Origin of the sequence: Sporanaerobacter sp. PP17-6a (assembly GCF_900095615.1) — a bacterium.
In the GTDB taxonomy this organism is placed as follows: Bacteria; Bacillota; Clostridia; order Tissierellales; family Acidilutibacteraceae; genus Acidilutibacter; species Acidilutibacter cellobiosedens.
This window is the reverse complement of the sequence record NZ_FMIF01000027.1, coordinates 1-26,789: the sequence shown is the minus strand read 5'-3', so window position 1 is coordinate 26,789 and position 26,789 is coordinate 1. Positions and strand designations below refer to the sequence as shown.

Here is a 26,789-nt window from a genome sequence, read left to right as displayed (position 1 = left end):
ACCCCAATATTATTGTATTCCCAGATTATATAAAAAAATTATTATTTGTCTATTATTTATTTAAAAATTTATCAAATATTTTTTTTCTTTAAGAGCATTTACGATGTTTTTAAAACTATCTTCATTTTTTACTTCAATGGAATGGATATGTATTCCTTCCGTAAGCAAAGACAAAGGTTCTGCATTACTCTGTTTCACATTTTTCATAAAATTTTTTACATCCAATCTGGAGGAAATTAAAAGGAGACCTTTTATCTCTCCATATATAGGGTGTTCAACTATTACATCAATTACCTTTCCTCCCATATCAACTATAGTATTCAATTCGTCTTCCATTTCTTCTCCTCCCGAATGTTTACATACTATAGTTTTTACAATCGTATCAGTCTTTACTGAATCAGGAATTATATATCCTTGTGGTGTAGCGATAATGTTATCTCCTTTTGCTCTTAAAATTGCAATATCTTGTACTATTACTTGCCTTGACACTTTAAATTCAGCTGCAAGCCCTATTCCTTTTATAGGCTTTTTGCTCTGCTTAAGTATATTTAATATTTTTTCTCTTCTTTCATTAGAATCCATAAGAAACTCCTCTTTCTTATTATTGTTCCCATCTCAAATCAGGTCCATAAAATTTGAGAGGGGCAAATTTCTCAAATATTCTTGAAAATATCCTGTCGGTATAAATCTCTGAAATTTCCCTTGGAGTTAAATTTGTAGAAATAATTGTTTTCTTTCTTTCTATAAGCCTGGTATTTACAATATTAAATATTTCTGCATTAGTAAAGGTATTTGAAACTTCCGTTCCCAGATCATCAATAATCAGCAGATCCGTATCAAATAAGGAATTATAATTCGAATCATCCCCTTCATTTCTCCTGAATTTATGGTCTTCAATTATTTCCATTATCTTGAAAGCCGTTTGATATATTACAATTTTATTCTTATCCAAGAGGGATTTAGCAATACAATTGCACATAAAAGTCTTGCCCAATCCTGTAGTCCCATAGAAGAGAAGATTCTCATCATTTTTTATATCAAAATTACTTACAAAACTCTCGCATATGCTTAAAATATCCATCATATTATCTCTTGGTGTTAATTTTTCTTCTTCAAAGGGATCATTTGAAAAAATGTCAATCTTAAAAGTCTGAAAATTTTCTTTTTCAAGTACAGCTTCTATATTGGACATTTTATATGCCTTGTTAATCAAAGATTGCCTTAAACAGCTGCATTTCTTTCCATCAGGAAGGTATCCTGTGTCTTTACATTTATCACATTCATATTTAACTTCAATATAATCCGCAGGAATATTATTTTCTGTTAAAAGAACTGCTTTTCTCATTTTCAGTTTTTCTAATCTCTCTCTGATTTTCTTTGCATTACTTTTATAGCTTTCAGGATTTTCAAGTATTGACTTTGAAATTAAAATACCTGTTTGTGATATTTCTTTATCTATTTCCTTAACTTCAGGTATTTTTTTGTATACCTCCCTCTGCCTTAATTTTTGCTCCAACGTAGCCTTATCCCTTTTTATTTCAAATTCTTTCAAAACTTCTCTTATTAACTGATTATTCATAAGCTAATCCCCTTTGGATTTTAAATAATATCCTTCTCTCTTTTTCCTCGCCATTTCTTCCAATTGTTTGGCTGTGTACTTATCGCTTCTCTGTTCAAAGTTATGAAATCTGGTTTTTGTTACCTTATAATCTTTTTGCTTTTGATAATCCCTTTTATATTCTTTCTTCTCAGCAGGTTTATCCTTCTTTTCAATATCCTCGACAGTCTTTATCCCTTTTGAATGCCATGAAGAAAGTATTCCCTGAATATAATTAACTGACGGATTAGTGGTTTTGCTGGAATTTTCACATGCCTTTAAAATCATTTCCATGGTAAAATGATACTCATCAAACCACCTGTCAACAACTTTTCTTTCTCCGTCTGTAATTACTCTTCCGACCACTCCCAAAGATTTAAGAACTTTCTCATAGGCATACATTCTTTCTCCTTTTTTTTCTAAATAATTCATCAGGGATTCTACATTTATTACGCCCATACTGCTCCATTTTTTAATAATCCTTTCTACTCCGTATATGTTTTTATTTCCTTTTATCTCAACGGAGTAAAAAAATGCCTTTACCACAATATCCGGATTTAAATTATAGTTATACATCCAATCCAATATCTTTCTTTTTTCTTCAGGAAACAATGGTCTCCTAAATACATACTCTATTTCTTTAAACATATTTTGAATAATAGGAGATGTATTAGCTTCCAGTATATCCTTAACGCCGCAGGAATAATAATCTGCCCTCTTATTTTCAACGGACGAAACGGTAATTTGAGTATAATTATTTTTTATATATAATTCCTTTAGATTTAAAAATTTTACCTTATAATTGTATTTATCCTCTTCATCAGCTTTTATCTTTTCAATAATACCTTTTTCTTCCCAGAAATCCCACGCTCTTAATACATCTGCCAACGGGATATCTAAATGTTTAGCAATGGTTTCATTATTAACCTCGATATTTTCATCCTTATCATAAGCACACTTATATCCTAAAATATATACTTTTACACAAGTTCCATCGGCCATAGGCATGAAATTATTAATAAATATATTTTCAATTGGAGTATCTCCCAGATCCATCTCTTCAGGTTTAAGAAAAAAGTCCATATTAATTCCACCTTATTTTTATATTCTTGCCATGTTCTATAATAACTTTCACTTAATAAACTTTTCTATTTAATAATTTTTTTGTCTACCTTCATCTTATATATATAATTATATATTTTTTTGTTCTTAATAACAAAGGAATCTTTCTCTTCTAAATAATAAGGATTGTTTAGATCTAAAAGCTGATTGTCATATATTTTTAAATATTCATTGCAAACTACAAACCCACATTTTTCATAACATCTTTTAGCTCTCTTGTTAAATTTTGCTACTTTCAGAAAAAGTATCCTCATATTTAAATTTATAAAATAATATTTCAAAAATGCCTTTATAGCCTCTGTTCCGTATCCTTGATTCATATAATTCGGATCAAAGGCTACCCCTAATGTTGATTCTTTCATTATATTTCTTATATTTTTAATACCTAAATATCCAATGAAATTATCCTCTTCATTATATACAGAAAAATATTTTTTTGATTTAAAAGATGTCTTAAATCTATACCATTCTATTAATTCATCATTATTCATTGCAGAAAAATTATAATCGTTGAAAAGAGGATTTTTATGAATTCCCCATTTCGACATAAGCATTACATCTTCTAATGTAAGATGATATATCTTTATCCTTTCTCCCGATGCTATCTCCATACTCTTCCCCATCCTCTTTAAAGAAATTACTTCGAAAAAATCTCGAAGTAATTATTATAAATTATTCTCTAAATTTCTCCATATTTAAAAACTTAGTGTATTGGCCCATCCAAACCAGTTCCACTGATCCTGTAGGCCCATTTCTATGTTTTGAAATTATTATTTCACCTGTATTCTTCTTTTCAGTATCCGGATTATAATATTCATCTCTGTATAAGAACAGTACTATATCCGCATCCTGCTCAATAGCACCGGATTCTCTCAGGTCAGAGAGCATAGGTTTATGATCTGCCCTTAACTCAGGAGCACGGGATAATTGAGAAAGAGCTAATACCGGACATTCCATTTCCTTTGCAAGAGCTTTAAGGCCTCTGGATATAGCTGATATTTCCTGCTGTCTGCTTTCATGATAGCCATCTGCCTGCATAAGTTGAAGATAATCTATTATTATTAAATCCAATCCTTTCTCAATTTTTAGTTTTCTGCATTTTGCTTTCATTTCCATTAAAGAAATCCCTGCTGTATCGTCAATATATATCTTAGTCTGGGAAAGGGGGCCCATGGATTCAATTATTTTCATCCATTCCTCTTCATTTAGATTACCGCTGATAATATTCTGCAAATTCACATGGGAAGCTGAGCTAAGCATTCTCTGAACCAACTGCTCCTTTGACATTTCAAGGCTAAATATTGCTACATTAGCATCTCCCTTTAAAGCACTGTTCAAACCGATATTCAAACCTAAAGCGGTTTTCCCCATAGACGGTCTGGCAGCCAAAAGTATTAAATCAGATTTCTGCAATCCTGAGAGCTTATTATCCAAATCCGTAAATCCTGTAGTAAGACCTGTTAATCCCCCTTCTTTTGAAGCCATCTCTTCAATCCTTGAAAAGCTTTCAAGCAAAACTTCTTTTATGGGCAAAACCCCCTTCCTGTTTCGCCCTTGGGTAATATCGAATATACTTTTTTCTGCCATTTCAATAATTCTATTTACTTCTTCGCTGTCTTCAAAACTTTTAGTCATTATTTCATCGCAAGATTTTATGAGACGCCTTAATACAGATTTCTCCTCAACTATTTTGCAATAATATTTTGTATTTGCAGTAGTTGAAATTCCATTTGAAAGATTGGAGAGATACGTCAGCCCTCCTACATTTTCTAAGGTATTTCTTCTTTTTAATTCTTCTGAAAGGGTAATCAGATCTACCGGTTCGTTCCGATTATATAATTCAATTATTGTCTCAAATATTTCCTTATTCGCTTCTTTATAAAAGTCTTCAGCCTTAATATTTTCAATAGCCGTATTTATTGCTTCTTTGTCTATAATCATGGCTCCCAGTATAGACTGCTCCGATTCCAAGCTATGAGGAGGTATTTTCCCCAATATTTGAGTTTCTATTTTGTATCACCTCTACTCTTCCTCAACTTTTATCTTTATAACTGCCGAAACATCCTGATGTATTTTCACTTCCACTGTAGTTGCTCCAATGGATTTAATATTATCTTGAAGAACAATTTTTCTCTTATCTAAATCTATATTGTATTTACTTTTAAGTACTTCCGCTATATCTTTTGAAGTAATTGAACCAAAAAGCTTCCCGCCTTCTCCGGCTTTCCTCTTTATTTCAATATCTACTTTTTCAATAGTCTCTTTCAATTTTAACGCTTTTTCGTATTCAGCTTTTTTCTTATTTTCTTCCGATTTTTTCTTATCCTTTAAAACTTTTAAATTACCTTCTGTTGCCTCTATAACTAAATTCTTGGGAAAAAGAAAGTTTCTCACATATCCATCTTTAGCATTTACCAAATCTCCTTTTTTACCTAATCCTTTTACATCTTCAAGCAATATTACTTTCATTCATCTTCACCCTCCCTTAAATATTCATCTAAATTCTTTTTAAGCAATATTTCTGCGTCATCAATAGTGGTATTTTCCAGCTGAGCACCTGCACTAGTCAAATGTCCCCCTCCTCCTAATTTCTCCAAAATAAGCTGTACGCTTATCTCTCCTGTAGATCTACCGCTTATATGAACTTTTCCACTACTTAAAGTCAAAACAAAGGAAGCTACTATTCCATTTATATTTAAAAGGTCATTTGCAGCTTGAGCTGCTATCAGTAAAGAATCCTCCGTTTCTTTCGGGAATCTTGATATTGCTATCTTTCCATGAATTATAACTGCATCTCTTATCACTTCGGCTTTACAAACATAAGTGTCAAAATCATCTTTAAATAATTTTCTTACACTTGTAGTGTCGGCTCCTGCTCTCTTCAAAAAAGAAGCAGCTTCGAAAGTTCTGACACCGGTTTGGAAAGTGAAATTTTTAGTATCAACACTTATTCCCGCCAAGAGGGAATCAGCCTCAAATCTGGTAAGTTCCAATTTGTCAGACATATAATAAAGTATTTCCGTTACAAGTTCACATGTAGAGGAAGCGTAAGGTTCTAAATACATTAATACCGGATCTTTTATAAATTCTTCTCCTCTCCTATGATGATCTATGAGAACTGCCTTTTCAATAATATTAAGCAAATCCGGGTCTTCAGTATAGCTGGGTCTGTGATTATCGACTACTATCAATATTGAAGACTTATCTGCAATGTTATTTGCCTCTTCCGGTGTGATTATCTGATCTAAATATTCAGGCTGTTCTTCTCTCATTCTATCATATAAATTTTTAATAGAAGGATTAATTCCTCTGAGAACCATGTAAGCCTTTTTATTTCTGTTTTTAGCAACTCTCAATATGCCAATGCTTGCTCCGAAAGAATCCATATCAGCAATTTTATGTCCCATAACAAATACCTTTTCCGACTGATCGATTAATTGTCTTAAAGCATGGGATATAACCCTGGCTTTAACCTTATTTCTCTTCTCTACGGCTTGAGTTTTACCTCCGTAGAAATTAAACCTGCTTGGTCTCTTAACAACGGCTTGGTCTCCACCTCTACCGAGAGCAATATCTATGGCTGCCCTGGCATATTCATAGGTTTGAAATGGATTCTCTCCATTCACTCCCACTCCTATACTTAATGTTACCGGAATTTTATTTCCCATATTTATCTCTCTGATTTGATCTAATATATCGAACTTTTTTAATTCCGAGGATTCCAAATATCTGTTTTCAAGTATTATTATATATTTATCATTTTCGTATTTCCTTACACAGCCATTAATCCTGATCATGAATTCATTTATTCGTTTATCTATCTCAGCAAAGACCAAGGGCCTGTTTCCCTCATCGGTGTTGTTTCTTACCTCATCATAGTTATCTACCTGAATAATTCCCAAACACATTTTTTCATCAATATATTTATGCCTAAGGATTGAAAAAGCTGTATTGTCAATCCAATAAAGCATTATTATAGCGTCTTTAGCCGTCGTCGTTTTCTTTAAATTTACAATGTTGTAATAAACCTTATAATATCTATCCCTGAAAGATATCTCAATAGGAGATAAATCCTTTTTCTCGTGTATATAATCTATTTTAAATCCAGGAATGATTAACTCCAAATTCTTATTTAAGATATCCTTGTCTTCAACCATATCAAGGAACTGAGTATTATACCAGTTAATAGTTCCATCTATTTCCACAATAGTCAGAGGAATCGGCATATTAAATATTGCATGTTTAGTAGCAGAGTCAAGTTCCTCAGTTAAGCTTTCTATATATTTTGTCCATTCTTCTTTTTTAATATGGACATTTCTCCAATAATAGAAAATTAAATATCCCAGAAGAATTACCCCTAAAAATGCAATTATGGGTTCATAAAATGATAATATAACTAAAAGCACTCCTATTATCCAAAGATATACCTTTGTATCCGGAGCAATAAGATCTAAAATTTTTTTATTTTTCATATATATCCTCCTATAAAAAATTAAACCCGCCCCTTTATTTTTCTAAAATCAAATATTACGTCCAATAACCCTATTGTAGAAACTATTATACTTAAAGGAAGACTTAATATAATTAAAAATATAAATATGATTTTCCCAAGTTTACCCATTCTAATTTTTCCGATAAAAAAGCTCACAACAGCCAATCCTTCTATAAAGAATAAAAAGAATAATAATACTAAGATATTTATAAATATAGTTTCGTAATAAAAAATTTTAATTATTTTTAACAAAAATACCCCTATAAATATTGTCGATATTCCTAAAATCACATTGTTCGGTAATCTAAAATAAGAAAATTGAGGAACGGAAAAAACTCCATGGCCAAATTTTCTTAAAATTACCACAGATATCAGATAATCAACGTAAGCAAGAATCGAAGATATAATTATTACTATAGAAGGCATTATAAGGGTCATATATTCAAATGTATTTTTTAAAAGATCTTCGGCTCCGTATATTTCTGTAGAAGACATTCCCGTATCTTTAAGCATTTCTATTTGAGCTTTTAAGATCTGAGAAAACATCTGTTCCAACTGATTCATTAAGCTTGTTCCCGACACTTTCCCCAAAAGTTCTATAGCAAATAAATTTGAAATTAAAGAAATCAAAGCTGCTATAAGGATTGTCTCATTAGCGGATTTTCTTTGTTTAATATAATATGTTATAAAAATGCTTACCGGTGCAAAAACAGCAAATACTAAAATCCCCGTATATATATCCATTAACGCTCCTATTAAAACACAGGAGGACAGTAAGCCAATAATGTTGTATCTTAATCCTTTTTTAGCACCTAAAACTATAAAGGGTATGGGATAAAAAATGGATATAACCGGAAGATAATATAATCCTAAAAACATATACAAAGCCATTAAAGCGGCTACAACTATGACTTCCATAAAAAGTACCAAGTTCTTTTTAAATATCAAATTATTCACTCCTATTCTTTTCTCAGCCTAAAGTTTTCTATAAGCTCGCTGAAATCTCCATACCATTTTTCAATCTTATGATTCTCCACTAAACCCAATTTTAGTTTATTTTCAACTTTTAAATCAATGTTTTCATAACTTATTCCAAGCCTTTTCCCTAATAAATAAGAAATTAATATAATATTTGAAATCAAATCTGAAGCATCTTCTTTAACATTTTCTCCTCCTTTAGACATCAATTCATAAAGAGATGCTATACTCATTAAAAGCTCGCTTTTAAGCCATTCTATTGTTTTTAAATTTTTAGTGATATTTATATCCTTATCATTAATCATATCCCCGCCATCCTTATTTAAAATTCTATATGTAAATAAAAATTCCTTTAATAAAATAAGTCTTACTAAAATAATACAAAGTAATGAGTTCAATGTCAAACAAAAAAAGAGAGGACATATTCCTCTCATTAATCTGCATTATATGGTAACAAAGCTACTTGCCTTGCCATCTTTATAGCCTTTGTCAACTGTCTTTGATGTTTGGCACAATTACCGGTAATTCTCCTCGGAAGTATCTTTCCTCTTTCAGTTATATATTTTTTAAGTTTATTTATATCCTTATAGTCAATATGATCAACTTTGTCCGCACAAAAACTGCAAACTCTCTTTCTCGTTTTATATCTTTTCTGCATAACTCTCCCCTCCTTTTAGAATGGAATATTATCGTCATCTACAGGATGAAAGCCTTCAATGTCTGGGAAATCTGAACTGTTACTGCTGAAATTTGAACCTTTATTATCGCCCCATTCTAAAAATTGAACTCTATCTGCCACTACTTCTGTCACATATCTTCTTTGACCATCTTTTCCCTCATAGCTTCTGCTCTGAATTCTTCCTTGAATAGCAACAAGTTTTCCCTTGGATAAGTAGTTAGCACAATTTTCTGCTTGTTTTCCCCATACAACTATATTTATAAAATCAGCCGTGGCAGCTCCCTTCGATTCCATTTCTTGTTTTTTTTCTTTCGATAGCTGTTTGTCTACAGCCAAACTAAATGTAGATACAGGAGTTCCGCTTGCAGGGAGAAACCTTAATTCTGGGTCTCTGGTCAATCTTCCAATCAAAATAACACTATTCAAATAAAACACCACCCTTGGCTTTATTCATCTTCTTTAATAATCATATGTCTCATTATATCATCAGAAATTTTAGCTATCCTGTCCATTTCCTTCACAACTTCCGGTGTCGATTCAAAGTTGATAATTATATAATATCCTTCAATATAATCATTTATTTCATAAGCAAGCTTTCTTATTCCCCATTCGTCAACTTTTAGGATGCTTCCTTCTCCTTCAATTATCCCTTTAAATCTTTCAAGTAGTTGATTTCTCTTTTCTTCTTCCATATCTGGAACAAAGATAAGGACTGCTTCATATTTTCTCATATATTTCACCTCCTTCTGGACTAACGGCTCTATTTTTTATAGAGCAAGGATACACTTTATAAATATATCATTATTATTGACATATTTCAAGGAAAATTTAACAATAGTTTTGGTAAAATTAATATTAAAATAAAAGCAGAAACCCTTATAAATTTAAAGATTTCTGCTTTTCATTGTGATTTCTATGCTTTCTCGGTCTCCAGCAGCATATCATTAATTGCAGCCGCCAGTCTTTTGATTCCTTCAATTATTTTTTCTTCATTCATACATGAATAATTAAGTCTCATGGTATTTTCATTCCCTCCATTGGGGAAGAACGACCCTCCCGGCACAAAGGCTACATTCTTTTTTAGCGCCTTTACTGCCAGTTCTCTCGCATTAATATTTTCCGGAAGAACAGCCCAAGTAAAAAGTCCACCATTAGGACGGGTAAAGCTAACACAATCAGGGAACTCATCTTCCATAGCCTTAATCATTACATCCCTTCTCTTTTTATAAACAGTTCGCAGTTTTTCAATATGTCCGTCTATATCATATTCCTCAAAAAATTCGGCAACCTGAATTTGAGAAATAGTACTTGACTGTAAATCAGCCCCTTGTTTTGTTAAAATAAATTTATTTAAAATATCCGAACGTGCATATACCCAGCCTAATCTTAATCCGGGGCAGAATATCTTTGAAAATGTCCCTAAGAATATTACCCTTCCTTCAGTATCATAATGAGCCAGCGCAGGAAGATACTCCCCTTCAAATCTTAATTCGCCATAAGGATTATCCTCAACTATTACAATATCATACTTATTTGCTAATTTAATTAGGCCTTTCCTTCTTTCTTCTGTCCATGTTCTTCCCGATGGATTTTGAAAATCCGGAATTACATATATAAATTTTACATTATCATTATTCTTTAAAATATCTTCTAAGTCTTCAAGGATCATTCCGTCTCCATCTGTCGGAACCTCTATAAATTTGGGTTCATAAGCTTTGAACGCATTTATTGCTCCCAGATAACTGGGACTTTCACAAAGTATTACGTCTCCCGGATTTATAAATATTTTCCCCGAAAAATCCAGACCCTGCTGAGAACCACTGATTACTAATATATTATCCTTGGATGCTTCCACGCCCAATTTTTTCATTCTTGATGCTATAACTTTTCTTAAAGGCTCATATCCTTCTGTAGGCCCATACTGTAAAGCTACCTTACCGTATTTCTCTAAAACATCAACAGATATTTTCTTCATTTCTTCAATTGGAAACAATTCCGCTGCCGGTAATCCTCCTGCAAAGGATATAACTTTAGGGTCTTGTGTAAGCTTTAACAACTCACGGATTTCCGAAGCCTTAATATTATCCATTCTTTCTGCATATTTTAAACTCACAATAACGCCCCCTATTCTTAAAAATAATTTCCTTTATGAAAACACTTTCCTATATAATCTTATCTCTTTTTTCTTATATTGTCTAATGGTTCTCAGTACTTTTAGCAGGAATTCTACTTTAACTTAGCATTTTTACATACTTATACGAATTATTAATTTTTATTAACACTTTCCCATTTTTCTCCCACCAAAATTTTTCTGACTTTTTTTTCAAAATCAATCCTGGGAATCCATAATTCTCTGCCGCATTTAGTACATTTAAGTTTAAAATCCACTCCTGTTCTTGTAATTTCCCATTTATTTTCTCCGCAAGGATGAACTTTTTTTAAAGATACTATATCTCCTACATTAAATTTTGTAATCAATTTTCTCCCCCCTGATGGCTATCTTCCACTATTATTTTCTTCGGGTATGAGACCGCAATTTTTTCTTTTTCAAAGGCTTCCTTTATATTTTTTCTTAATTCTCTTTCCACCTTCCACTGCTCCATAGGATTTGTTTTGGCAGTAACGGTTATTTCTATGTTATCCTTTCCCATATCGGTAATGCCGAGAACTGTAGGACCTTCTAATATACTCTTATCTTCCGATTTCAATTTTATACATACATTTTCGAGTATTTCAGTAACCCTCTCAATATTTTCTTCATAAGCAATATTGATTTTAACAAGAGCACTCATTGGGCCTTTACTTTTATTGGTCACAAATTGAATACTTCCGTTAGGTATTATATATAAATCTCCAGAAGAACCTCTAATCTTAGTCATTCTAAGTCCCATTTCTTCCACTGTGCCTTCCCATTCCCCTATTTTAACATAATCACCTACAGAATACTGGTCTTCAAAGAGAATCAAAAAACCGGATATTACATCTTTAACAAGGCTCTGAGCGCCGAAACCTACGGCAAGTCCCCCAATACCGGCAGTAGCAAGTATGGAATTGGTTTCTATCCCAAACAAATCCAATATAGACACTATTCCTATAAAATATATTACATATTTAAAAAGGTTTTTTAAAACTCCCGCAAGAGTTTTAGATTTTTTATCATCTATCCCGAATTTTAATTTTTCTCTTTTTTCAAAGGCTTTATCCACTACACCGTTGAGTATTTTTATAACTAATTTAATTACTGCAAGTATTACTGCTATTTTTACTAATTTTTCTATTAGATTCAAGTCACTGCCATCTGATGTAAAAAATATATTCAAGAATTTTTTTACTCTATTTAATGAATGCAGCATTTTATTCTCACCTACATGGAAATTTCTTCTATATATTTTTTCTTATCTTTTCTGATCAATTTGTACATGCCTTTTATCTCTAAGTTATTATCCTTAATAATACTATATATTGTTTCCTTATCTCCTAAATCAAAAAGGATAGAAAGGCCACAATTAGCGGTTATTTCTTGAGGAGTGGGTATGGTTTTTATTTTTAAATTTTGATTTTTAAATATTTTTTCACCTTTTATAGCATGACTGGTAGAATTAAAAGCAATTACTCCAAAACTTTCGTCAATCATTATAACTCTCCTAACTAATTGTTATGTTGTTTGAAGAATTTTTCAGCTTTTCAAGTATAACATACATATTAGTAACTTCTCCTACACCTAAGTTATCCTTCATTTTATAAAAATCAAGGCATGTTCCACAGGATAATATTTCCACACCTTCTTCTTCCAATTTTTTCAAATCATCCAATACTTCCGAACCTTTACATGTAAGTTTTATACCTCCATTATAAAATAAAAGGCAAGATGGATAGGGAGTTGATTGAGTTAAAGTGTATATGAAACTCTTAATAAGAATTTTCCCCAATTCTTCCGAACCCCTTCCCATAGTATTTGTCCCAAAAGCAATGGTTAAATCTTTGAAATTGCCAGAAGCACAGGTATTCCCTTTCTCCTCTCCTTCTCCTTTGGTTATAGTAATATAATACTCATTTTCCTTTCCCTTGTCCACCGAATATTTATATCCCAAGCTCTTTGCCAATTTAGAAACATTTTCTTTTGCTACTTCATTATCAATAATTGTAACTACAACATCATTATTCTTATCATCCAATGCTTTTTTAGTCATAATAACAGGTTTCGGACATTCCAGCCCTCTTGCATTAACTTCTTTCTTATTCATAAGTCTGCCTCCTTAATTATATAAACTAATTATATTATACATTCTTTCTACATATATAATCAATTATGTAAACATATAAAACTGATTTTTTTATATGTTATAATCTTAGAGAATTTTATATATTTAAGTTTATAATTAAAAATATTAATATAAGCATTAATATTTTTAATATTTATATTGACTTTCTATTTATTATCTATTATTATATCATTAAAGAGAAATTTTTTCTTGTTTTGTTTAAGGAGGAATTAGACTTGAAAGAAAAAATTAAAAAATGTTCAAAATTAAAAATAATAATTAAAGATAAATCCGAAAATAAGACTATAAAAATTCCTTCTATACCTTTTTGGCTTTTAGATATCCTTGGAAATACAGCAATAAAATTTGTTGAAATTGCTTTTAAATATAAAAAAAGTTTCAAAGGAGATGAAAAATATTTAATAGAAGTATTCAAAGAAATTAACTTACATCAAATGTTAAATGAGTTAAAAAATTATGGACAATTTGATTTAGTTTATGTAGAAGATAGAGAAGATGAAATAAAAATTTCTGTGATATAAGGAAGGTGAAAATATGAATAGAGAAGTTATAGGAAAATGCCCTGTATGCGGAAAGGAAATGGAAGTAACCAGATTATCGTGTAACTATTGCAATACAACTATTGAGGGAAGTTTTACTCTTTGTAAATTCTGCAGACTCGGAGATGAGCAAAAAAAATTTGCGGAAATATTTATAAAAAACCGCGGAAATATAAAAGAAATAGAAAAGGAATTGGGAATCTCCTATCCAACGGTGAGAAATAAATTGGAAGACGTAATACAAGCATTAGGATATAGTCCTAAAGTTACTACCGTAAATATAGATAAAAAAGCTATATTGGAAAAATTAAAAAATGGAGAAATTTCTCCTGAAGAAGCTGTCAAATTATTAAAGGGAGAAGAATAAGGGGGCTTAAAAAATGAAGGAAGAAAAAATGATGATTTTGTCCATGTTAGAAGAAGGAAAAATAACAAGTACAGAAGCTATTAAACTTATTGAAGCTTTAGAGGAAAACGAAGAATTGGAAAAATGGGAAGAATGGGAAGAAGATAGTGAATCTGAAAATGCAGATAATACTAAAATCGATATAGAAAAGGACAATGATAAAGGGAAAATAAATGTCGATAAAGATTTATCCTCGGATAAGGACACCAAAAAAGAAGAAAATTCAAATTCTGATATAGGAAACAAAGTATTTAATATAATAAACAACATAGTAGATAAAACTCATTTTAATATAAATAATTCCATTTTCGAAACTGTAAATAAAACGTTGGAAAAAAATATATCTCATTTAGAAAATCCTTCTTTGGAATTGTGGGGTATGAACGGAGAAATAAAAATTTCTTCTTGGGATAAAGAATCTGTTCTTTTAAAAACTACATTTAAATTAAAAAAGTATTTCTCCGGTAAGAACAGAGATGACGAGTTATACTCCTTTACTGAAAAAGACAACTCTATAATATTTAGCCCCTCTTCTAAACAGAACGTCCCAATTGTAGGCGTTAAAATTGAAGCATATATTCCCAATAGGAAATTTAATAAAATAACACTTACAACTTCCAACGGAAAAATTGAAGGAGAAAAAATACACGCTGATAAATTTATATGCAGAACCAGCAATTCATCAATAATATTTGAAAAAATAGACGCAAATAAGATAAAATGTAAAACTGATAACAGTAAAATACAAATGACCGATATTAATTCTTTTTCCATAGATTCAGCTACATCAAACGGAAGTGTCACTCTTACTAATATAAGTTCTTCCCTTACATCTTCAAGTACAAAGAATGGAAAAATAACTTTTGATAATATTTCGTCTGATAAAATAATCGGTACTACTTCTAATGGAAGCATAAATTTAAATGATATCAAATCAAAAACGATAAAAGTAAATACTTCTAATGGAAAGATAACTTTTGATAAAATTAAAACGGGCGATATGAAAAGTATAGAACTGAGTACATCTAATGATTCCATAGAAGGAAGCTTAAATCATATTTCAAAACCAACTTCTCTTGATTTGGAAACTTCACTAGGAACTATAGCTTTAGAGTTAGAAAATATGGTTTACAGAATTAATAAGAATAGTAAATTAGGTCCCAAAAAAATAATTGCTCACAGCATAGACTTTGACGAAAGCAAAGATCATCTAGATATATTATGCAGAACCTCAAACGGTTCAATAATAATTAAATAGGAGGTAAAAAATGGCTGAAAATTTAAAGGAAGAAAGAATGCAGATACTTAAAATGGTACAAAGCGAGAAAATAAGTATAGAAGAAGGGGTTAACCTTCTTGAAGCCCTCGAAGAAAAGACATCGGAAAACTTTGTTCAAAACCCCAGCCCTAAATGGATTAAAATAAGGGTTTACGATCCGGACGACGATACCAAAGTAAATGTAAATCTTCCTATTTCCTTTGTAGGTTTGGGATTAAAAATTGCTAAGAAATTTTCTCCCGAGTTAAAGGATACAGGTTTAGACGACAATGACTTCAAAGATATATTCGATGCCATTAAAAATGGCGCCGAAGGAAAAATAGTAGATTTGGAAAATGAAGATGGTGAAAAGGTAGAAATAACAGTTGAATGATTACAAAAATGTAAATTTCCCCTTAATAGAAATTCCTCCTCTTTTTAAAAAAGAGGAGGAATTTCTATTAATACCTATTGATTTTTTTCATATTATATATTATTCTCACTCCGATTATTACAAGAAGTATAGGCCATAAATAAGATATTACCTTCCAAAATCCATATTTAATTACATTCTTTGAAGATAAAAGGAACAGTAGAGAAAGAATTACAAATATTGCTGAAAGATTTCTGGCCCAACTTTCTCCAATTCTTTTATATCCGACTATATATATTACATAAAAAGATACAGCTAAAAGGAGGAAAAATATCCAGCTTATATCCCCATAAACAAGCTCTTCGATTAAACTGTAGGTACCTATTACGGGAAGTATACAGCCGAATATCAAATAACCCTTTGTACTATATTTTTTATACATAATTAATGATATAATCCCAAGTATCCATAAATATACAAACCCTTTTATATTTACGGTGTCAAAAATATATTCATTAATTAAGGATACTAAAGAAACAGCAAGAAGTATTAACCCTATAGTCATATATCCCATCTGTTTTCTGTAAAAATATAGTATTATAAAAAACAGTGATGTAATAAAAATTATCCAACTAAAGGAAAGTACGTTTAAATTTAAAAGCAAAAACATAATTCCTATGGCTATTAGTATAATCCCAAAAGAATAATCTTTTTTTCCCATAAAAATTCCTCCTTAAATACTATATTATATAAAATCATTTGAATCAAAAAAATCACGAATAAAATTTTGATGGATAAAATACTCAGACAATATAGATTCATCTATTCCTTTGCTTATTTTTCCATCGGGAAAAATATAAGTGATAGGAGAAAGAAGGGCAAATATAATATACACTATTACCATCCCTTTAATTATTCCAAATAAAAATCCACCTATTTTATCAAGCTGCCTAAGTACAGGAACTTTAAAAATGCCTGAAACTATATTAAGTACCAATCCCAAAAGAAATCTTACTATCATATATACAATTAAAATGGATACTACATTTATTACTATGTTAATTACTCCCTTGGAAATAATATCGGTTAAAAACGTCGGATCTTTTTCAATTTTACTAAAAAATAGTATTTTTATAATTATTCCCAATATATTTTTAAATATGTCATATACATGTGGATTATTTATTATATACCCATATAAAACTGGGTAATACCTTTTTGTTAGCAGAATAGCCAATATAAATTGTATTAAATAAAATACTGATTTTATAAATCCTAAACTTAATCCTTTAAATATATTATATATTATTATAAATAAAATAAGTAAATCCAACCAATTCATAAAATTCACCTTACCGTTTTATTTATTTGAAATCTCCATTATTTCTATCTTCTCCGGAAATATCACTACTACTTCCTTGCCATTAGCAAAAACATTTTTTATTTCTCCGTCAGTTTTATATTTCAGCACTTCTTTTCCTTCTTTGCTAAAACCCGATATATATGTATCCCCAAATAAAAGGAAGTATTTATCATTAAAGAAAATAATTTTATTGTATTCTTCCTTCAAAGATATTTTTTCCTCTGTTTTTCCCTCAAAATTAATTATCTCTAAAGTATCATCATATAACAAATAAATATTTTTGTCTTGAACATATATATTTTTAATTTTGTTCATGCCCTTTTCCCAAATAATACTATTACTCTTTAAAAAATATATCTTACTATCAGTAAGTAAAATTAGACTATCATTATTTACAAACTGAGTAAAGATCAAAATCTCATCATTAAATTTGTATCTATTTATTTCCTTTCCGTTCATTTCATATAAAACAAGAGTACTGCTCATATTATCTTCATCTAAATTAAGAGTGGAAACATCATATTTTGTTTTTTTATCATCTACATTTAAATCAAGAAAATATCCGCCCTCAAAAATGGAACTCGCTATAAGCTTTCCATTTCCGTCTAAAATACTTAATTTCCCTCCCACATCATTATTCTGGACAATTATAAGAGTATTATTTTTTTCAAACATTCTTGATATCTGAGATTTCATTTCTACCCTTTTTATGCTTTTTCCTTCTTTGCTTAAATAATATATATCTCCTGTACTGCCCTCTGAAAAATATATATTATTTTTGCCAAAACTAACAAGAGGCTCTTGAAAATCCGATTTCTTCTCCCACCCTTTATTTCCATCAGTCCTCACTGCTATAATGCTTCCTTCTTCCCATCTTATTAGCATATTTTCGTACAGCTTCATATTTTCCGTATTTATTTTAATTGGAAAACTATCTTTTAAAACTAAAGTTTTAGAATTTCCCCCTATTTTGCGTATAAGATCTTCAAATTTTAATCTGATGTCTTCATTTGAGAAAAAAACAATTAATAATAATAATATCAAAATAAAAATTTTAAATCCCTTGGGCCTTTTAGCAATATCTTTTTCCAATATCTTTCATCCCCTTTTTCCCCTGTGATATGCTATTTATTAAACAGCATGTCAAAATTCTCCCTATATAAAAGTTTAACAAAAAATCTTAATATAAACAACACAACTGGTATAATTACTTTTTTGTTATTTGGTCAATTTATATATTTCTATAGTGGATTTCAGCTTATAGGTATGTTATAATTAATGTATCGATACATTTTAATTGTTTAAGGAGGTAAACAATGAAAATATCTTTGGATAAAAGCGTAAACACTCCATTATACGTACAACTTTGTGAAGAAATAAAAGAAAACATAATCAAAGAAAATCTGAAAGAAGAAGAGAAGCTTCCTTCCATAAGAAGCCTGGCAAGGGAATTAAATATAAACAATATAACCGTAATAAATGCATATAAATTGTTGGAAAAAGAAGGGTATGTATATTCAAAAGGGGGAAGCGGTACTTATGTGAGGAGTATAGGAAAAAACTTGGAATATAAATATTATTCGGAAAAAGAAATCGATCTTATGTCTTCCGGAATACTGACTCTCTCAAAGAACAGCATTAATTTTGCCAATATATCTCCTAATCCTGAGCTCTTTCCAGTAAAGGAATTTAAAGAGGCTATAATAGAAGTACTTGACAGGGAAAAGGGAAATGCCTTTGTCTATCCCGAAATAAACGGATATGAACCTTTAAGGGAATCAATATCGTCATTTCTTAAAGAAAATTATAAAATAGATGTGGAAAAAAATCAAATTCAGATAACTTCCGGAGGACAACAGGGAATAGATATTGTAACTAAAACTTTGATTTATCCGGGAGATTATGTCTTTGTAGAAAATCCGACTTATCAAAGTGCCATTGACAATTTTAAGTGGCGAGGAGCAAACATACTCGATATTCCAATAAACGAAAATGGAATCGATATTGATACTCTCAAAAAACGTGCTAAAGAATACAGACCAAAGCTTTTATATGTAATGCCAAATTACCAAAGCCCCACTACCTATTCCTATAGTGAAAAGATTAAGGAAGAACTCGTAAAATGTGCTTATGAATATAACTTTTATATACTGGAAGATGATTTTCTCTCGGACCTTACCTACCAAGGTGAAAAGAGAATTCCTTTAAAAGCAATAGATAAGCATGATCAGATAATTTATATAAAAACATTCTCGAAAATTTTTATGCCCGGAATAAGAATGGGATTTTTAACCATTCCTAAAAGACTATCCAAGGGCATAATAAGAGCAAAGCATATTACGGATATATCTTCTTCAGGGTTTATTCAAAAATCCTTTGACCTTTATTTACGAAAAGGCTTATGGAAAAATCACATGGAAAATATAATGAAGATCTATAAGAAAAAGTACAAGCTTATGTTAAAAGAAATCACCAATCTCAAAAAATACGGAGTATCCTTCTTTGATCCTAAAGGCGGATTAAGTTTTTGGCTTAAACTCCCTGCAGGAGTAAATTCCATCGATATGTACAACGAATGTGCCAAAAATAACGTAATAATAGTTCCGGGTGATATATTCTTTATAGATAAGAATATAGACACGAACTATATAAGGTTAAGCTTCGGAGATGTAGACGACGAATATATAATTAAGGGAATGAGAACAATAGAAAATTTTTTAATCCAACAAATAAAAGAAAAAAACCAATACATCCCTTTAGTTTAACACCTATTCTCCTCTATTAATTAAGTAAATTTTTAATCGTATCATATAAAATTTGAGGAAACACATTAAAGGAATAATCCCTATGAAGTCTTTCGGTAAATTTGTGGGCATCTTTTCCGAAAGGTCCTATATTAGCTGTAGGTAAATTTAATTGCTGCATTTCCTTTAACGGAAGACTGTATAATATACCATATCCGGGAGTATTGTTCCTAAAGACACTAATTATCCTTTCTTCTTTTGGAGCAGAGACATAGCTCAGATCCGAAATCCAAGGGAAAAACTTTTTAATTTGAATATCATATTTCCCACCATTTTGAATTGCAGCTTTTTCTATAGAATTTATAAATCTTTTCTCATTGATATTATTGCCCTTTACATAGGTATGAGGATAATAAATGGGAGAAAAATATATTATTATAACCGGATTTTTATCCGACCATAGTTCATGTAATTCTTTAACTATTTCTAATGTAACAGTCAGCTTATCAGTTTCAGGCTTTTGAAGGTATCTTTCCGTTAAATTATTGATCAAATTATCTGCCTCTTCTCCTCTTTCGGCTTTAACAGTTTTATATAGCTCTTCATAAGTCATTACTCTTGCTTCCCATGAAATTCTTTTATAAGGAAAACCCGTCATCCCATAGTATCTTTCTGCGTTTCTTTCAACTCTTTCTATAACCTTTTTAAAAGATTCTTTAGCGGCTTTCTTCATTCTTTTCATTACTCCGTCAGGAGTACTGTTATTTGTTAAATAATTAAAATACAGATAAGCCGTTCTGGCTGTTTGAACAGAATATTCATTTTTAAGGTCTTTCTGCTTTAACGTAACAGGAGGTAATGTAAACTCTCCTTCCATTTCATCGCAATATTCACAATTCAAGTCAATATCACAGGTTATCTGAGAGGCAATTAAATTGGGATCCAAGCCTGAAAAAGGCTCTCCCACATGGGCTTCCTTTCCAACTATATAAAACGTAGGCATCAATTTCCCTGCTGTTCCTGTAAATATGTATTTTTTTTCATCCTTTGGATATAAAGATGTGGTAATGTCCGTATTTATAAGTCCTAAATACTCAAAACCCTGCTCCTCTTTTAACTTTATCAGTTCGGGAACTGCGGCAATCATCCCCGTGGAATTTCCCTCCTCGTCTGCTTCCGATAAAAATACAATATTGCCTTCAAGGTCCTCAAAATTTTGAGAAATATCCTCTATTACCATCATTGCCCCGGCAATGCCACATTTCATATCAAATATTCCTCTTCCAAATAAATATTCTCCCGAATATAAATCTTTTGAAACATCTTCAGGCAAAACGACATTTTTAAGTTTTTCTTTTAATTCCCTCGGGTTTGTTGCATATCGGCTTAAATCCCCATAATCAGAAATCCCCACAGTATCTAAATGGCCCATTATTATTAAAGTATTCTTGTTTCTTCTCTTCTCTCCCTTTACTATAGCTATTACATTTTTCCTATTCAAATTATCGCCTTTTATGTCAATCAATCTAATCAAGTTTGGATGCTCTTTAAAATAATTCATGGACTTAAACTTCTCATAAATAAATCGAGCCACCTTTGTTTCATCCGCCGTACCGGCAACCCCTAAAATACTAGTCAATTCCAATGTCAGTTTTTCAATTTTTTCAGCCATATTTTCCATAATCCAACGTTATCCTCCCACCGGTCAAAATAAATATAACTATATTATAATTATATCATTTATTTTTTTATTTTTATACTGTTAATGAATTTTTATTAATGCAGTTAACAACACAAGGGGACGGTTCTTTTGTGTCGTTTCTACCTCCGGATTATGCTGAAATCAATGGAACTCAAATATAATATTTATATCAATAAGAATAAAAAATCGGCAGGAATAAAAGATTTAAATTGAATTTAAAATGATAAAAAAAGAATCTAATTTACTGTTGAATTTGAAGTGTTTTGAGACTTAAAAATAAATATGACAATTTACTTGACAAACTCCGAACTTTAACGATTTTTTTATTCTTCAACTGTCAAAGACTCGTTCACCCATGTCTTCAACATGTCTTCAAAATAAAAAAATTTCTAATGGTTGACTTTCCTTTTAAATAAGATTATACTAATAATATAATTAAACAAACCTCGGTAGGTGAGGTTACCGAAAGGATATGGGTTGCTACCGTAAAAGAATGGAAACACTCTGAGCTGGTAAGCAAGTTTTGTCGTAAGGCTTAACTTAATGCAACTTCAGTGCCTTTTAGAGCCAAAACTTGAACGAGAAGATTATTTTAACCTTCGCTATTCAAGTTTGCGAAGATTTTTTATTTATTTGGAGGTGAGAAGAATTGGATGGTGACGGAAGTAGTCTGCGGAAGGGCATAAAAGATATATATAAAGTTAAAAGACTAAACAACTTAATTACTTATCCATTCTTCCACGAAAGAAGTAATAAGGCTGTTTAATCTTGTCTTTTAATATATCCCAATGACAATATCCTTCCACGAATTTAGTTGTATTTCCAATTCAAAATATTTTTTTCTTAAAAATCAATACTATATATGAAAGATGAAAAAATTTTTGGGTTAAAAAATCTCTTATGTTAACCTTAGTTTTATTATTGTCATTTTGGGGGTGAAAAAAATGAAGAATATAAATTTCAAAAAGATATCGGCTATAACTGAAAATCTCTATAAATACAGCCAAAAAGAAATAAAGGACATATTAAATGAATTTGGTACCAGCTTAGATGGAATCACTGATGAAGAAGCTGCTGAAAGATTAGAAAAATACGGAGAAAATGTAATAACATATGAAAAAGATACTCCATGGTTTGTATACCTTGCAAAATCCTTTGTAGACCCATTTATTCTGGTATTGGCCATTATTGCTTTTGTCTCCTTTATTACAGATATATTATTCGCAAAACCAGGGCAAAAAAACTGGATAACATTATTTATAATATTAACAATGATTATAATCAGTGCGACCCTTCGTTTCATTCAAGAATATAAATCTGCAATCGAATCGGATAAATTGAAACAGGCTGTTAATACAACTACAGCTATTGTAAGAAAAGATAAGGGTAAAAGAGAAACCTATATAACAGAAGTAGTTCCTGGAGATATAATCCATCTGGCTGCGGGAGATATGGTTCCTGCAGATATGAGAATTATATCATGTAAGGATTTGTTCATCAGTCAGTCAGCCTTGACCGGTGAATCCGAACCCGTTGAAAAGTATGTATCACCTATAAAAAATATAAATAAAGGAATTGCTGATCTTGATAATATTTGCTTAATGGGAACAAATGTAATAAGTGGTACTGCTGTAGCTGTGGTATTATCTACAGGCAACGACACTTATTTTGGTTCAATGTCAAAATCCCTTGTAGGACAGAGAGGAAAAACAAGTTTTGAAAGAGGAGTAAACAGTGTTAGTCTCCTTCTTATAAAATTTATGCTTATTATGGTTCCTATTGTCTTTTTAATAAATGGTATTACGAAAGGAGATTGGCTACAAGCTTTTCTTTTTTCAGTATCCATAGCGGTAGGTCTGACTCCTGAAATGCTTCCTACAATTGTCACTACTAATCTGTCGAAAGGCGCTATTTCTCTTTCTAAACACAAAATTATAGTTAAGAGGCTAAATTCCATTCAAAATTTCGGCGCCATGGATGTACTATGCACAGATAAAACAGGTACTCTTACTTTAGATAAAATAGTTTTAGAAAAACATTTGGATGTGTCCGGAAATGAAAACGACAGGGTTCTAAGGCATGCTTATCTGAACAGCTATTATCAGACAGGACTCAAAAATTTAATGGATCTGGCTGTTATTGAATATGGAGATAAATTAGGATTTAACAATTTAATTAATAAATATAAAAAAATAGATGAAATACCTTTTGATTTCGTAAGAAGAAGAATGTCTGTTGTAGTAATCAGCGAAAACAATAAAAGGCAGCTTGTAACTAAGGGAGCTATTGAAGAAATGCTATCCGTATGTACACTCGTTGAGTTGGATAAAAAAGTAGTTCCCTTGACTGATGAAATAAAAATAAAAGTATCAAAAATGGTTTCCGACCTTAATAAAGATGGAATGAGAGTATTGGCTATAGCACAGAAAAACGATATTCCCGACGAGAATAATTTCAGCGTTCAAGATGAAAAAGATATGGTTTTAATGGGATATATAGGATTTTTAGATCCTCCAAAAGATTCTGCATCTGCTGCTATAAAGGCCCTTCAATACAATGGGGTAAGAATAAAAATATTAACCGGCGATAATGAAATTGTCACCAGAAAAATATGTAAAGATGTAGGTATTCCTGCTGAGAATATTAAATTAGGCATTGATATAGATAAAATGAGTGATGAGGAATTATCTAAAGAAGCAGAATCTACCGACGTATTTGCAAAACTGTCTCCTATTCAAAAATCAAAGATAATTAACATTCTCCAAAAAAACGGTCATGTTGTCGGTTATATGGGCGATGGAATCAACGATGCAGCGGCATTAAAGGAATCGGATGTAGGGATATCTGTTGATACGGGAGTAGATATTGCAAAAGAATCGGCAGATATAATACTGCTTCAGAAAGATCTGATGGTTCTTGAACAAGGTGTATTAGAAGGAAGAAGGGTATTCGGAAATATTATTAAATATATAAAAATGGCTACCAGTTCTAACTTTGGAAATGTATTTAGTGTATTAATAGCAAGTGCTTTCTTGCCGTTTTTACCAATGCTTCCGATACAACTTTTAGTACAAAATCTTCTTTACAGTATATCTCAATTATCAATTCCTTGGGACTCTATGGACGAAGAATATCTAAAAGTACCCCGTGAATGGAACGCAAATGACATCGGAAAATTTATGATACGAATAGGTCCTATTAGCTCTATATTTGATATAGTTACATTTATTATCATGTGGTATGTGTTTAAAACAAATTCTGTTGAATCTCAATCATTATTTCAATCCGGATGGTTTATAGAAGGCCTTTTATCACAAACATTGATAGTTCATATGATAAGAACAAAAAAAATACCTTTTATACAAAGCAGAGCTACAAAGCCGGTTCTTACTCTTACAATTATTATAATGATTATAGGAATATCAATTCCCTTTACTACTTTTGGAAATTATATAGAATTTGTTCCATTACCATTAAAATATTTTCTATGGCTTGGAATAATACTTTTATCCTATTGCATGTCGATTCAAATAGCAAAAAATATTTATATTAAAAAATTTAATAGCTGGCTTTAATCTTTATTTACGAATTAATTATGCTGTTAAGCCGAATAAGCTTAACAACATAATTAATTCACTAAAATGCATAAAATAAAAAAGGCTTCTATAGAGTTGGAGCCTTTTTTTAATTAAGGAAAATTAGAATTTCCCTATGAACTATAAAATACTTTTATAAAACAGAACTTAAAGTTATATATAATCTACATTAATGCCGATGCAATAGGATACCCTATAATAACGGTGATAATTACCGTAATGATCATTAATAAAGTTCCATACTTAAGTAACTGAGAAGCATGGGCCCATCCTGAACTTCCCGCAATTGCAATATGAGGCATAGCAGGTGGAGTAGCAAAAGCATAGGAAGACATCATTCCAATAATTGATGCAACGGCTGCAGTATTTACTGCTCCATTTGTTGATAAAACAATAGGAATTCCAATAGTACAAACCGTTGTAACCGTAACCATATTGGAAGATAAATTAGTTTGAACAGCTGCCCATAATGTAAACAATAAAACAAGTAGCCAAGGCGCCATATTTGAAACCGCCGGTCCTAAGCTGTTCGACAAATATTTTGTTAATCCAATTTTTTCATTAGTCATTGCTGTACCGAAAGTTAATGTCGCTGCTGCCATAATTAAACTTCCCCAAGGTACTCCTTTTGACATAGCATTTTTAAAATTAAGCAATGGTTTGCCTTCAAAAGTAAGTACAGATAAAGCAATCGCTCCAAATAAAGGAGGCATTGCTGTACCATAAAAATCAATTTTTGCTGCAATACTTGGGAAAATAGGTTTAATAAGTCCTGGTATTATCCATAGACCTACTACAATTGCAAAGATTGTTAGTATACTTTTTTCTTTATGATCCATAGGTTTATTATCTGCTTTCAATGAAGAAATATCTATATTTTGAATGTATGACATGTCAGGGCGATAAATAAGCTTAAAAATTAAAATCATAAAAATTAAGCTAATTAATCCTACAGGCACTGCAAATGCCATATAAGAGGCATAATCAATTGACCTTCCTGTTGCTGCTTTGTAATAACCCATAGCCATTAAAGAAAACACATGGGCAATTGGGGTCATCCCCGAAGATATAGATGTACAAAAAGCCAATCCCATCATCAACATCTCTGCTATCTTATCTCCCTTTTTAAGTTTCAAAACATTATAGATTTCTTCAAGAATTGGTAAAAAAATAACAAATAATACTGTTGGAGAAATAAATGAACCTACAAATATGACAGAAAAAAAGAATAAAATTACAAAATGCCAAGATCCTTTTTTAGCTATAGGACTGGTAATAAAAAATAAAGCGCATCGACGTAAAAATGGCGTTTCTGAAAGAGCATAAGTACATATAAACGTAAACATTAAAAAAGCAAAGGTCGAATTTCCAAAAGAACTTGCTAATACATTGTTGAATCCAAGCATTGGCATAAGCCCCAATAATCCTATACAAAGAAAACTTGGCCAATCAATAGAAATAGTTAGCCACAGGATAAGGCAACCAATAAATATTCCCAAAACTTCCATTCCTGCCTGGGGTAAACCCGTCGGAGCAGGAATCAACTTAAATAAAAATATAATGGCAAGAGAAATAAAAATTATAAAATTTCGTTTAAAAGAATTTGAGCTCCCTGTCATAAAATATACACTTCCTTATAAAATAAATACTTATATAT

The 26,789-nt window shown here is 30.9% G+C and carries 28 protein-coding genes and 1 riboswitch; of the genes, 6 read left to right on the top strand and 22 right to left on the bottom strand.

The window, feature by feature from the left end; all coding sequences use genetic code 11:
* Positions 1–60: 60 nt before the first annotated feature.
* From PP176A_RS11215 to yedF, 17 genes are all read right to left on the bottom strand, one after another.
* On the bottom strand, positions 61–582 hold the full coding sequence (locus PP176A_RS11215) for a transcription repressor NadR (RefSeq protein WP_071140571.1): 522 nt from the start codon (positions 580–582) through the stop codon (positions 61–63).
* A gap of 19 nt (positions 583–601) precedes the next feature.
* On the bottom strand, positions 602–1,579 hold the full coding sequence (locus PP176A_RS11210) for an ATP-binding protein (RefSeq protein WP_071140570.1): 978 nt from the start codon (positions 1,577–1,579) through the stop codon (positions 602–604).
* A gap of 3 nt (positions 1,580–1,582) precedes the next feature.
* Positions 1,583–2,680, bottom strand: coding sequence for a DnaD domain protein (locus tag PP176A_RS11205; RefSeq protein ID WP_071140569.1), 1,098 nt, complete (start codon positions 2,678–2,680; stop codon positions 1,583–1,585).
* 65 nt (positions 2,681–2,745) lie between these two features.
* Positions 2,746–3,330, bottom strand: a complete 585-nt coding sequence (locus PP176A_RS11200) for a GNAT family N-acetyltransferase (RefSeq protein ID WP_071140568.1) — start codon at positions 3,328–3,330, stop codon at positions 2,746–2,748.
* Between the two features lie 61 nt (positions 3,331–3,391).
* Positions 3,392–4,714, bottom strand: coding sequence for a replicative DNA helicase (gene dnaB, locus PP176A_RS11195; RefSeq protein WP_083381924.1), 1,323 nt, complete (start codon positions 4,712–4,714; stop codon positions 3,392–3,394).
* Between the two features lie 27 nt (positions 4,715–4,741).
* Positions 4,742–5,188 (bottom strand): 50S ribosomal protein L9, encoded by a 447-nt coding sequence (rplI, locus tag PP176A_RS11190; RefSeq protein WP_071140566.1) that lies wholly within the window; start codon positions 5,186–5,188, stop codon positions 4,742–4,744.
* Positions 5,185–7,191 carry a DHH family phosphoesterase gene (locus tag PP176A_RS11185; protein ID WP_071140565.1) on the bottom strand — a complete coding sequence of 669 codons (2,007 nt, stop codon included), beginning with the start codon at positions 7,189–7,191 and terminating at the stop codon, positions 5,185–5,187. Before PP176A_RS11185 ends, rplI begins: the two co-directional genes overlap by 4 nt.
* Before the next feature lie 20 nt (positions 7,192–7,211).
* Positions 7,212–8,159 (bottom strand): DUF2232 domain-containing protein, encoded by a 948-nt coding sequence (locus PP176A_RS11180; RefSeq protein ID WP_071140564.1) that lies wholly within the window; start codon positions 8,157–8,159, stop codon positions 7,212–7,214.
* An 11-nt stretch (positions 8,160–8,170) separates the two neighbouring features.
* The gene (locus PP176A_RS11175) at positions 8,171–8,494 is read right to left on the bottom strand and encodes a MazG-like family protein (protein WP_071140647.1); all 324 of its coding nucleotides are present in this window, start codon (positions 8,492–8,494) and stop codon (positions 8,171–8,173) included.
* Positions 8,495–8,622: 128 nt separating this feature from the next.
* Positions 8,623–8,847: a 30S ribosomal protein S18 gene (rpsR, locus tag PP176A_RS11170; RefSeq protein WP_071140563.1), complete on the bottom strand. Its 225-nt coding sequence runs from the start codon at positions 8,845–8,847 to the stop codon at positions 8,623–8,625.
* A 15-nt stretch (positions 8,848–8,862) separates the two neighbouring features.
* Positions 8,863–9,294 (bottom strand): single-stranded DNA-binding protein, encoded by a 432-nt coding sequence (locus PP176A_RS11165; protein WP_071140562.1) that lies wholly within the window; start codon positions 9,292–9,294, stop codon positions 8,863–8,865.
* A gap of 20 nt (positions 9,295–9,314) precedes the next feature.
* A complete protein-coding gene (gene rpsF / locus PP176A_RS11160; RefSeq protein WP_071140561.1) occupies positions 9,315–9,599 on the bottom strand; it encodes a 30S ribosomal protein S6 in 285 nt (94 codons plus the stop codon).
* Positions 9,600–9,781: 182 nt separating this feature from the next.
* Positions 9,782–10,981 carry an aminotransferase-like domain-containing protein gene (locus PP176A_RS11155; RefSeq protein WP_071140560.1) on the bottom strand — a complete coding sequence of 400 codons (1,200 nt, stop codon included), beginning with the start codon at positions 10,979–10,981 and terminating at the stop codon, positions 9,782–9,784.
* Between the two features lie 152 nt (positions 10,982–11,133).
* Entirely contained in the window at positions 11,134–11,346 is a 213-nt protein-coding gene (locus PP176A_RS11150; protein ID WP_083381923.1) for a DUF951 domain-containing protein, read from the bottom strand.
* Positions 11,343–12,221: a mechanosensitive ion channel family protein gene (locus PP176A_RS11145; RefSeq protein ID WP_071140559.1), complete on the bottom strand. Its 879-nt coding sequence runs from the start codon at positions 12,219–12,221 to the stop codon at positions 11,343–11,345. Before PP176A_RS11145 ends, PP176A_RS11150 begins: the two co-directional genes overlap by 4 nt.
* An 11-nt stretch (positions 12,222–12,232) precedes the next feature.
* Positions 12,233–12,502, bottom strand: coding sequence for a DUF3343 domain-containing protein (locus PP176A_RS11140; RefSeq protein ID WP_071140558.1), 270 nt, complete (start codon positions 12,500–12,502; stop codon positions 12,233–12,235).
* A 10-nt stretch (positions 12,503–12,512) separates the two neighbouring features.
* Positions 12,513–13,112 (bottom strand): sulfurtransferase-like selenium metabolism protein YedF, encoded by a 600-nt coding sequence (gene yedF, locus PP176A_RS11135; protein WP_071140557.1) that lies wholly within the window; start codon positions 13,110–13,112, stop codon positions 12,513–12,515.
* A 254-nt stretch (positions 13,113–13,366) separates the two neighbouring features.
* Between yedF and PP176A_RS11130 the strand changes: the two genes are divergently transcribed.
* The 4 genes from PP176A_RS11130 to PP176A_RS11115 are packed head-to-tail and all read left to right on the top strand — an operon-like array spanning position 13,367 to position 15,748.
* Positions 13,367–13,672: a hypothetical protein gene (locus PP176A_RS11130; RefSeq protein ID WP_071140556.1), complete on the top strand. Its 306-nt coding sequence runs from the start codon at positions 13,367–13,369 to the stop codon at positions 13,670–13,672.
* Between the two features lie 13 nt (positions 13,673–13,685).
* The gene (locus tag PP176A_RS11125; protein ID WP_071140555.1) at positions 13,686–14,057 is read left to right on the top strand and encodes a DUF2089 domain-containing protein; all 372 of its coding nucleotides are present in this window, start codon (positions 13,686–13,688) and stop codon (positions 14,055–14,057) included.
* A 13-nt stretch (positions 14,058–14,070) separates the two neighbouring features.
* Positions 14,071–15,354 carry an SHOCT-like domain-containing protein gene (locus tag PP176A_RS11120; RefSeq protein ID WP_071140554.1) on the top strand — a complete coding sequence of 428 codons (1,284 nt, stop codon included), beginning with the start codon at positions 14,071–14,073 and terminating at the stop codon, positions 15,352–15,354.
* Between the two features lie 10 nt (positions 15,355–15,364).
* Complete coding sequence (locus PP176A_RS11115) at positions 15,365–15,748, top strand: SHOCT-like domain-containing protein (protein WP_071140553.1); 384 nt, start codon at positions 15,365–15,367, stop codon at positions 15,746–15,748.
* 67 nt (positions 15,749–15,815) lie between these two features.
* On the opposite strand, the gene PP176A_RS11110 is transcribed toward PP176A_RS11115, so the two are convergent.
* The 3 genes from PP176A_RS11110 to PP176A_RS11100 are packed head-to-tail and all read right to left on the bottom strand — an operon-like array spanning position 15,816 to position 18,182.
* Positions 15,816–16,448 (bottom strand): hypothetical protein, encoded by a 633-nt coding sequence (locus tag PP176A_RS11110; RefSeq protein ID WP_071140552.1) that lies wholly within the window; start codon positions 16,446–16,448, stop codon positions 15,816–15,818.
* 24 nt (positions 16,449–16,472) lie between these two features.
* Positions 16,473–17,069: a CvpA family protein gene (locus tag PP176A_RS11105; protein WP_071140551.1), complete on the bottom strand. Its 597-nt coding sequence runs from the start codon at positions 17,067–17,069 to the stop codon at positions 16,473–16,475.
* Positions 17,070–17,087: 18 nt separating this feature from the next.
* Positions 17,088–18,182 carry a DUF5711 family protein gene (locus tag PP176A_RS11100; protein WP_071140550.1) on the bottom strand — a complete coding sequence of 365 codons (1,095 nt, stop codon included), beginning with the start codon at positions 18,180–18,182 and terminating at the stop codon, positions 17,088–17,090.
* Positions 18,183–18,406: 224 nt separating this feature from the next.
* Between PP176A_RS11100 and pdxR the strand changes: the two genes are divergently transcribed.
* Positions 18,407–19,855, top strand: coding sequence for a MocR-like pyridoxine biosynthesis transcription factor PdxR (gene pdxR, locus PP176A_RS11095; protein ID WP_071140549.1), 1,449 nt, complete (start codon positions 18,407–18,409; stop codon positions 19,853–19,855).
* A gap of 16 nt (positions 19,856–19,871) precedes the next feature.
* On the opposite strand, the gene PP176A_RS11090 is transcribed toward pdxR, so the two are convergent.
* A complete protein-coding gene (locus PP176A_RS11090) occupies positions 19,872–21,515 on the bottom strand; it encodes a M20/M25/M40 family metallo-hydrolase (RefSeq protein ID WP_071140548.1) in 1,644 nt (547 codons plus the stop codon).
* Positions 21,516–21,974: 459 nt separating this feature from the next.
* A riboswitch (M-box (ykoK) riboswitch) is annotated at positions 21,975–22,129 on the top strand.
* A 351-nt stretch (positions 22,130–22,480) separates the two neighbouring features.
* On the opposite strand from PP176A_RS11090, the gene mgtA reads away from it, so the two are divergent.
* The gene (gene mgtA, locus PP176A_RS11085; RefSeq protein ID WP_071140547.1) at positions 22,481–25,111 is read left to right on the top strand and encodes a magnesium-translocating P-type ATPase; all 2,631 of its coding nucleotides are present in this window, start codon (positions 22,481–22,483) and stop codon (positions 25,109–25,111) included.
* 185 nt (positions 25,112–25,296) lie between these two features.
* Here mgtA and PP176A_RS11080 read toward each other — a convergent pair whose 3' ends face one another.
* Positions 25,297–26,751, bottom strand: a complete 1,455-nt coding sequence (locus tag PP176A_RS11080; RefSeq protein ID WP_071140546.1) for an SLC13 family permease — start codon at positions 26,749–26,751, stop codon at positions 25,297–25,299.
* Positions 26,752–26,789 lie beyond the last annotated feature (38 nt).